Annotated in this window: 12 protein-coding genes; 10 read left to right on the plus strand and 2 right to left on the minus strand. The window is 31.8% G+C overall.

Annotation, left to right across the window (positions count from 1 at the left end):
- The 10 genes from RR409_RS20375 to RR409_RS20420 form a co-directional block, all read left to right on the plus strand.
- Window positions 1–919, plus strand: a 919-nt coding sequence (locus RR409_RS20375) for a hypothetical protein (RefSeq protein ID WP_332559611.1), incomplete at its 5' end; no start/stop codon positions are given.
- 66 nt (window positions 920–985) lie between these two features.
- Window positions 986–1,558, plus strand: a complete 573-nt coding sequence (locus tag RR409_RS20380; protein WP_332559612.1) for a hypothetical protein — start codon at window positions 986–988, stop codon at window positions 1,556–1,558.
- Between the two features lie 458 nt (window positions 1,559–2,016).
- Entirely contained in the window at window positions 2,017–2,586 is a 570-nt protein-coding gene (locus RR409_RS20385; protein WP_332559613.1) for a nucleoside 2-deoxyribosyltransferase, read from the plus strand.
- Window positions 2,570–3,133 (plus strand): hypothetical protein, encoded by a 564-nt coding sequence (locus tag RR409_RS20390; RefSeq protein WP_332559614.1) that lies wholly within the window; start codon window positions 2,570–2,572, stop codon window positions 3,131–3,133. Before RR409_RS20385 ends, RR409_RS20390 begins: the two co-directional genes overlap by 17 nt.
- Window positions 3,134–3,145: 12 nt before the next feature.
- A complete protein-coding gene (locus RR409_RS20395; RefSeq protein ID WP_332559615.1) occupies window positions 3,146–3,721 on the plus strand; it encodes a thymidine kinase in 576 nt (191 codons plus the stop codon).
- Window positions 3,714–4,061: a hypothetical protein gene (locus tag RR409_RS20400; protein WP_332559616.1), complete on the plus strand. Its 348-nt coding sequence runs from the start codon at window positions 3,714–3,716 to the stop codon at window positions 4,059–4,061. Before RR409_RS20395 ends, RR409_RS20400 begins: the two co-directional genes overlap by 8 nt.
- A 14-nt stretch (window positions 4,062–4,075) precedes the next feature.
- On the plus strand, window positions 4,076–4,348 hold the full coding sequence (locus RR409_RS20405; protein WP_332559617.1) for a hypothetical protein: 273 nt from the start codon (window positions 4,076–4,078) through the stop codon (window positions 4,346–4,348).
- A gap of 33 nt (window positions 4,349–4,381) precedes the next feature.
- The gene (locus RR409_RS20410; protein ID WP_332559618.1) at window positions 4,382–4,627 is read left to right on the plus strand and encodes a hypothetical protein; all 246 of its coding nucleotides are present in this window, start codon (window positions 4,382–4,384) and stop codon (window positions 4,625–4,627) included.
- Window positions 4,628–4,645: 18 nt separating this feature from the next.
- A complete protein-coding gene (locus tag RR409_RS20415) occupies window positions 4,646–5,296 on the plus strand; it encodes a hypothetical protein (RefSeq protein ID WP_332559619.1) in 651 nt (216 codons plus the stop codon).
- A complete protein-coding gene (locus tag RR409_RS20420; protein ID WP_332559620.1) occupies window positions 5,286–5,792 on the plus strand; it encodes a hypothetical protein in 507 nt (168 codons plus the stop codon). The genes RR409_RS20415 and RR409_RS20420 overlap by 11 nt, the downstream gene beginning before the upstream one ends.
- Before the next feature lie 21 nt (window positions 5,793–5,813).
- Here the strand turns inward: RR409_RS20420 and RR409_RS20425 are convergent, their stop codons facing one another.
- Together RR409_RS20425 and RR409_RS20430 are read right to left on the minus strand one after the other, a co-directional pair.
- A complete protein-coding gene (locus RR409_RS20425) occupies window positions 5,814–6,236 on the minus strand; it encodes a hypothetical protein (RefSeq protein WP_332559621.1) in 423 nt (140 codons plus the stop codon).
- Window positions 6,237–6,251: 15 nt separating this feature from the next.
- A partial coding sequence (locus tag RR409_RS20430) for a hypothetical protein (protein ID WP_332559622.1) occupies window positions 6,252–6,832 on the minus strand: 581 nt, incomplete at its 5' end.

Consider the following 6,832-nt stretch of genomic DNA (forward strand, 5'->3'; position numbering starts at 1 on the left):
CATGGATAGAAAAGCAATAATGCTAAAATATTTATGGATTACTGGAGATAGTAAAAAAAGAATAACTCTTCAAAATCTTAATGGTCTTATCGAAGCTAATATCCTCCCTGTGGAGTTAGAATTTGAAAAACGCACATTTGTATTCAATAAACAATTAAAAGCAAATTGCAAGCAAGGAGACTTCTACTTACTTCATGAACCATTCTACAGGTTCTACACTAAATTCTTTGATGAAGATTTATTAGAGGTTGAAAACAGCATACCTCAAATTGGTACAAAGGTATGGGATAAAATATATCAAAAGGTAATGGATGGAGTTAGAGAGTGGATTAAATTAGAACATGACCAAATATTAGAAAAGTATAATAAAACAATTCTTACTGGAGATTGGAATAAATATGCACAAGGAACTGTTTCGGCATGGGAGATGAAATCTCTTTGTTTCTATCATGGAGTGCATGAACTGGCACATGTAGACATAAACAAGTATGGAATAGACAACTTCGCTGACATATCTAGTGAGCCTATTGTAGACTACACCTTCAGAAAAAATGGGAAAGACATTCCAATCTTTAAATTAAATAAAATAATTGGAACTTGCTTAAGTAAGAATAAGATTAAATCCACAGTCACTATTTTAACAACAGATGGTGTTGTAGATGTTAAGTTTAGACCAGAATACTTCTCTATGTTTGACCGCCAAATATCTGAAAAACAAGCAGATGGAACTAAAAAAGTTATTGAAAAATCTTGGTTCTCAAGAGGTTCAATGATTATGGTTACAGGACTAAGATCTGGTGATGCTTTTAGAGCCAAGCGATACTCTAAGACACCAACACACCAACTGTACAAAATAGACGAAGTAACAAAAGATGGAGAAATAAAACTAAGAAGTGATAGAGTAGGAAGTTTAGAGTAGCTTCCTCTTTCTCTTGATTTAAAATAAAAAATATGATATAATATTATTAAGAGGAGTGATAAAAAAATGGAAAACAAATATAAAATTATAGCTATAGTTGGGAAGTCAGGAGCAGGTAAGGATGCTATTTTAAATGCTCTATGCGACAGATACAAAGGACTTAATAAAATCATATCAACAACAACTAGACCAATTAGAGAGGGTGAGGTTGAAGGTGTTAATTATCATTATGTAACAGGAGATGAGTTTGGTGAGAAAGTTGTTAATTTTGAAATGATTGAGGCTTGTGATTTTAGAGATTGGTTTTATGGAACAGAACTTAAGGCTCTTGACCCAAAAAGAATAAATGTAGGAGTTTTTAATGTCGCTGGAGTTGAAGCGTTAAGAGAAGACGCTAGAGTTATCTTAGAAGTTATATATATAGTAAGTCCAAATAAAACTAGGTTAATTAGAGCTTTAAACAGAGAGGACAATCCTGATATAGAAGAAATTTTTAGAAGGTATGAACAAGATGCCAAGGACTTTAGGTTAATGGATTTTCAGTTTACAGCTTTAATGAACACAGAGAAAACTGAACTGAGTGAAGTTGTAGAAAAAGCTAAAGTTATAATTATGGATAAAATGAAAAAGTATTTTTAGGAGGAAGGCTTAATTGCCTTTCTTTTTTTTGGTTCGCCAGCGGCTCTGATTTTCATATACGTAGCAGATTTTTCACATAAAAACACACTTTAATATTTTTCAGTATAAACTTAAGGGTAACTTATAAATCATAATAAATAACTAAGATACAGTTAGTTCTGAGGCATAGTAAAAGTAAAGTTTATATTAATAAAATTGAAGGTAAAAAAAATGAAGTAAAATTATTTTCTAGAAACTCTTGACAAGTTCGACCAAAATGTGATACATTATAATTAACAAAGGGTGAATTGTAGTTTATTTAGAGGTCGCTTCGCTCACACTAAATAAACTCAAAAGAGAGATGAAAAAAGAGAAAGCGTAGCTTTCTCTTTTTAGGCCGCCGCATTCACACAACATTTGATTTTAAAATAAAAATATGATATAATATGTATATAAGATAAAGAAAGGAATGATGATAAATGTATAAAGGTTATATAGCAGGTGGATTGTTTAGTGAGGCTGAACAAGCACAAAGAATTAAAGAAGAAAAGATTTTAGGTAAAACATTTCCAGATTATAAGTGGTTTAATCCATTAACTTGTAATGAAGCAAATGATAAGAACCTTAGTCCAACCGCAGAAAATATATTCTTAGGAGACACAAGAGAAATAATAGCTTCAGAAATTATCGTAGCAGATCTGTCAGGCAATGACGTTGGAGTAGCAGCTGAATTAGGTATTGCTTATGGACTACAGTACGCATATAATGTATTAATTGAAGTGTTAAATAAAAATAGTGAAAAACTTAGCCTTACATCTTGGTATGAACTTAATAACTTTGGTCTGAAAGATAGAATGATAGAGACAGTAAGTTCAGATATAAGAATGCCTAACGCTGGAGATTACAATTCAAGATATGTTCCTTTTGGTTTAAATCAATATTTAGTTGGAATGATAGAGCATATGAATGGTAATATACACTATAGTTTTGATGAAGCAGTAAAAAGTTTAAAAGAAAAAGAAAGAGAGTGTGATGAAATTGTTTTCTAAAGATAAACCAATAATTTTTATCGACATTGATGATACTCTTGCTAATACAAGACAAGCTGTTTTTGATTTATATATTGAAGCTACAGGAGACGGAACTGGAAATATACACGCTGAAGATAAACAGTATGTTTCCTTTTGTCCTTTGTGGACAGATGAGGAGATAGGAAAGTTATTCTACAATGGATATGTTCTATATGACAGAGTACAACCTATGCCCATGGCTCAAAAGGCTGTAGTAGCCTTAGAGGAAAAAGGATATGATGTTAGAATAGCTACTTTACACACGGCTCATGGAATACCAGCTAAACAAGCTTGGATAGATAGACATTTTCCAACACTTAGTAATAAAGTTATCTATATTAATGATACTCTTGGTAACAAGGACGTTCTTGCGGAATATGCTTTAATAGATGATCACTACAAGAATATAAAAACTAATAAATCAGCTATGCCAATTTTATTAGATATATACAACATATACCGTTCAATGAGTAAAGATAGTTGTATAATTTGTAAAAGTTGGGCAGAGGTTATGAGTAAACTTTAGGAGGAACAGCATATGAGTAAACTATACTTCAAAACTGGAGTTATGGGGTCAGGCAAAACGCTTGACCTTGCAAGAGTAAAATACAATTATGAGGAAAAGGGAATGAAAGTTCTTTTATACAAACCTAGGACAGACACAAGAGATGGGGTGGATGATTGTTTTATTGGCTCTAGAGCTTTAGGATATAAAATTCCAGCAAGATGGATTTCAGACAAGATGGCAGAAGATATTGAGAAAGTAAATCCTTCTATTGTAATAATAGATGAATCACAATTTTTATCAAAAGAACAAGTTGACGAAATTCAAAAAATATGTTATAATTATAATATACCAATAATACTATATGGATTAAAAACAACTTTTCAAGGACTATTATTTGAGGGAACTAAAAGAATATTAGAGGTTTGTGATAAAGTTGAAGAGTTTAAATGCATGTGCAAGTGCGGCAATGTAGCTAAACAAAATGCTAGAATGTTAAATGGAAAAATAACAAAAGATGGAGAAGTTGTTGCGATTGGTGGAAATGAATTGTACACTGGAGTATGCAACAAATGCTTTTATATAGGAGGGAAAAATAATAATGAGTAATGAAGTTAAAATTAGTTTACATGATCTTAATCAAACAATAGTGGCTCAATTAAAAGAAATTCCACAAGAGGAGAAAGACTTACTTATTCAAACAATAGAGGATGTAATAAAGAAAGGTAAGAAGTATTTCATGCTATTATCTAATGAAAAAAGAGATTACACTATATTTAATATGGTAAGTACAAACCACAGAAAAGTAGTAGAGGAAATAATGGAAATCCTAGAGAACAGAGGAAAAATAAAAGACTTTGAACTTACAGCAAGTGGAGCATTAGAGGTTTGGGTTGGTAGTACTTTTTATGCTTTGTTCCCATATGATCTAGGTGTAATAGAAGTTTAGGAGGTAAAATAATTATGAAATCATTAATATGTAACATGTCTAACTTCACTCTTGGCTCTACTGTTAGTGTGGTTGAGAATGGTCATGTAATAGAAAAGATTAAAGTTTCTAAGGTTGAGGGTACTTATCAGATAGCTTTCCAACTTTGTATGAAAAATAATATAGATAGAATATCTATAGTAGGTCCGTCTGTTGCGGCTGGAGAGAAATTAGTAGCTAACTTCAAGGAAATTGGAGCTTTATGCTATGCGGAAGGTGTTGACAAAATAGAGTTTAATGTGATATAATATAAGTATAAAGAGTAAAAGGAGAATGATTGTATGTCAAAACATTTAATAAAAACAACAGAAGTGTATAGAGTAGACACAGTATCTGAAGTAGAGGTGTTCCATACAGACTTAAAGAATGATGGAAATTTTGTATTAGACGGATTTGGTTATAAACAAAAGCAGATTAAAGAAAAAGGCGAGGTTGTTGAAGAATATAATTTAGTAACAGTTAAAAAGTTATTTGATGATGAAAAATATCCAAGCCATGATGTAGATATAACTTATAATAGAGCATAATAGAAAGGGGATTAAATAATGTTTAAATTTGAAAAAGTTAAAAGATTCGCGGACGTTGAAATAGAGGCTCCAATAAGAAAAACTCACTCTTCAGCTTGTTATGATATGGTAGCAGCTGAGGATGTAATAGTCCTTCCAATGAACAGAATGTTAGGAGATTTAAGTAATATTGTAACAACAAAGAAGATTACTCCAGACATTAAAATTCTTTTAGAAAACATGATAAAAGAAGAAAGGTTTGAAGCAGCACAAGGTGTATTAGATTCAAGTTTAAGTCATACTTTGAGTGAGACAGCTGCTTTAACAAAAGAAACAGGAGTGAAGCCAACTTTAGTTCCTCTTGGATATAAAGCTAAAATGCCAGATGATTATTGCTTAGAGTTATATTGCAGAAGCTCTTTTCCATTAAAGCACTGGTTAATAATGCCCAATTCGGTTGGAATTATAGATGCTGACTATGCTGATAATGAGGATAATGATGGAGAAATTAGCATGATGTTAGTAAACTTAGCACCTTTCCCAATTAAAATTGCAAAAGGTGAAGTGATATGTCAAGCTAAGTTTAATAAATATCATGTAACTGACACAGACTCAGAAGATGAAAAGAAAGAAAGGGTTTCAGGTTTTGGGTCAACCACAATAGAAGGAGAGGTTGATATTGTCAACTAAATTAATTGCTTTTGACCAAAGCTTAAATATTACAGGATATTCCATCTTTGTTGATGATGTCCTTGTTTCATATGATAAGTTTGATACTTCTAACGGAGTTGATACTTCTATTAAGCTTAAGGAAATAAGAGATATTATTTCTTCATTACTAGATGAACAAAAGCCAAACCAGATAGCTTTTGAAGAAATACAGTTACAGCAAATACCTGGAAGTTCAGCACATGGAAATGTAGAAACATTTAAAAAGTTAGCTTATGTTCAAGCTATATTCTTAGAGATTTGTGCAGAAAGACAATTAGAATATAGTATAGTTCCTTCTGTAAGTTGGAAATCAACTTGTGGAATAAAAGGACGTGGCAGAGCAGAACAGAAAAAGAATGCTCAGGTTTATGTGCTTCACGAGTATGGTATTAAACCTATACAAGATATCGTAGATAGTATATGTATTGGAATGCATGTGATTGAAGAAGCTAATAAAGAAACAAATTGGGAGTAGGTAATACCTACTCCCTTTTTCTTATAGTTTATCACTAATTTTCATTATTTCTCTTTCTAGATTAGATTGTCTATCTTCTATCCTATCAAGTCTGTTTGTGTGGAGCATTTGGATTTCCTTTAATCCATCCATAGTATCTTTTAACCCATTAAAGATAAGTCTGTTTTGTTCATCAGAAGAAACTTGTTTCAACGATATTTGTATTAAAGTTTCCCTCTGCTGCTCAAATAAAACATTTTGTTTCTCCATAAGAGAATACATCCTCTCATTATCCTCTTTTGCAAATGCTCTATCCCTATCTAATCTTTCCTTGGCATCCTGTCTATCCATTTCCTTATCTTTTGTTATATAAGAAATAAACTGTTTACCAACCACTAAAGCGGCTAAAATTCCTATTGCCCAAGAACCTCCTTGAAGTATGAAGTCCATAATTGAAGTTTCCATGTGTTGACCTCCTAATTAATTTCTCCTTGTTGCTCTTGTTGCGGTTATTGACATAGTTCCATCATAGGTAAGTGGTACGGATAAATTTCTAATAATATAATCTCCATAAATATCAGATTTTTTATCTTCAACTTCTATCCTTACATTTGGTTCTAAATAATAAATAGGAAGAGAAGTTATAGATATACTTTCATTATATGCTGTATGTTGGAAAACTAAATCTCTAACTACACTAAAAGCGTCCTTTCCAATTGAAGCATAACTATACATTTTAATATCTTCTACGATTATAAACTTTTGACCAAGAGAGTTAAACTCTTTAATCTTGTCCGCTAGCCCCTCGGAAGATTTCTCAAGTATAATGTAGTCTGGAGTGTCTGGTCTATACAAAGTATTGACTTCATCATCCGTTACTGCAATAGTTCTTCTACCAATAGCACCAATAGAAAACTTACCTAGTTCACTATCTGAACTAATAAAATCTAAATAAGCATCCATTGCGGCACTATCTATATCTTTCCACTTTTGTTTTTCAAAGTCGTATAGTTTTGGTATCTCGTTTTGCAGCTCTCTATAATAATAACCTGGGTCAGTAG

The sequence above is a fragment of the Clostridium sp. genome, from assembly GCF_036642255.1.
In the GTDB taxonomy this organism is placed as follows: domain Bacteria; phylum Bacillota; class Clostridia; order Clostridiales; family Clostridiaceae; genus Clostridium_J.

Bases quoted from the DNA above. Each gene is read 5' to 3' on its own strand.
- RR409_RS20390 (WP_332559614.1), top strand. From the start codon at position 2,570: ATGAAATTGTTTTCTAAAGATAAACCAATAATTTTTATCGACATTGAT.
- RR409_RS20405 (WP_332559617.1), top strand. From the start codon at position 4,076: ATGAAATCATTAATATGTAACATGTCTAACTTCACTCTTGGCTCTACT.
- RR409_RS20395 (WP_332559615.1), top strand. From the start codon at position 3,146: ATGAGTAAACTATACTTCAAAACTGGAGTTATGGGGTCAGGCAAAACG.
- RR409_RS20400 (WP_332559616.1), top strand. From the start codon at position 3,714: ATGAGTAATGAAGTTAAAATTAGTTTACATGATCTTAATCAAACAATA.
- RR409_RS20410 (WP_332559618.1), top strand. From the start codon at position 4,382: ATGTCAAAACATTTAATAAAAACAACAGAAGTGTATAGAGTAGACACA.
- RR409_RS20380 (WP_332559612.1), top strand. From the start codon at position 986: ATGGAAAACAAATATAAAATTATAGCTATAGTTGGGAAGTCAGGAGCA.
- RR409_RS20425 (WP_332559621.1), bottom strand. From the start codon at position 6,236: ATGGAAACTTCAATTATGGACTTCATACTTCAAGGAGGTTCTTGGGCA.
- RR409_RS20385 (WP_332559613.1), top strand. From the start codon at position 2,017: ATGTATAAAGGTTATATAGCAGGTGGATTGTTTAGTGAGGCTGAACAA.
- RR409_RS20415 (WP_332559619.1), top strand. From the start codon at position 4,646: ATGTTTAAATTTGAAAAAGTTAAAAGATTCGCGGACGTTGAAATAGAG.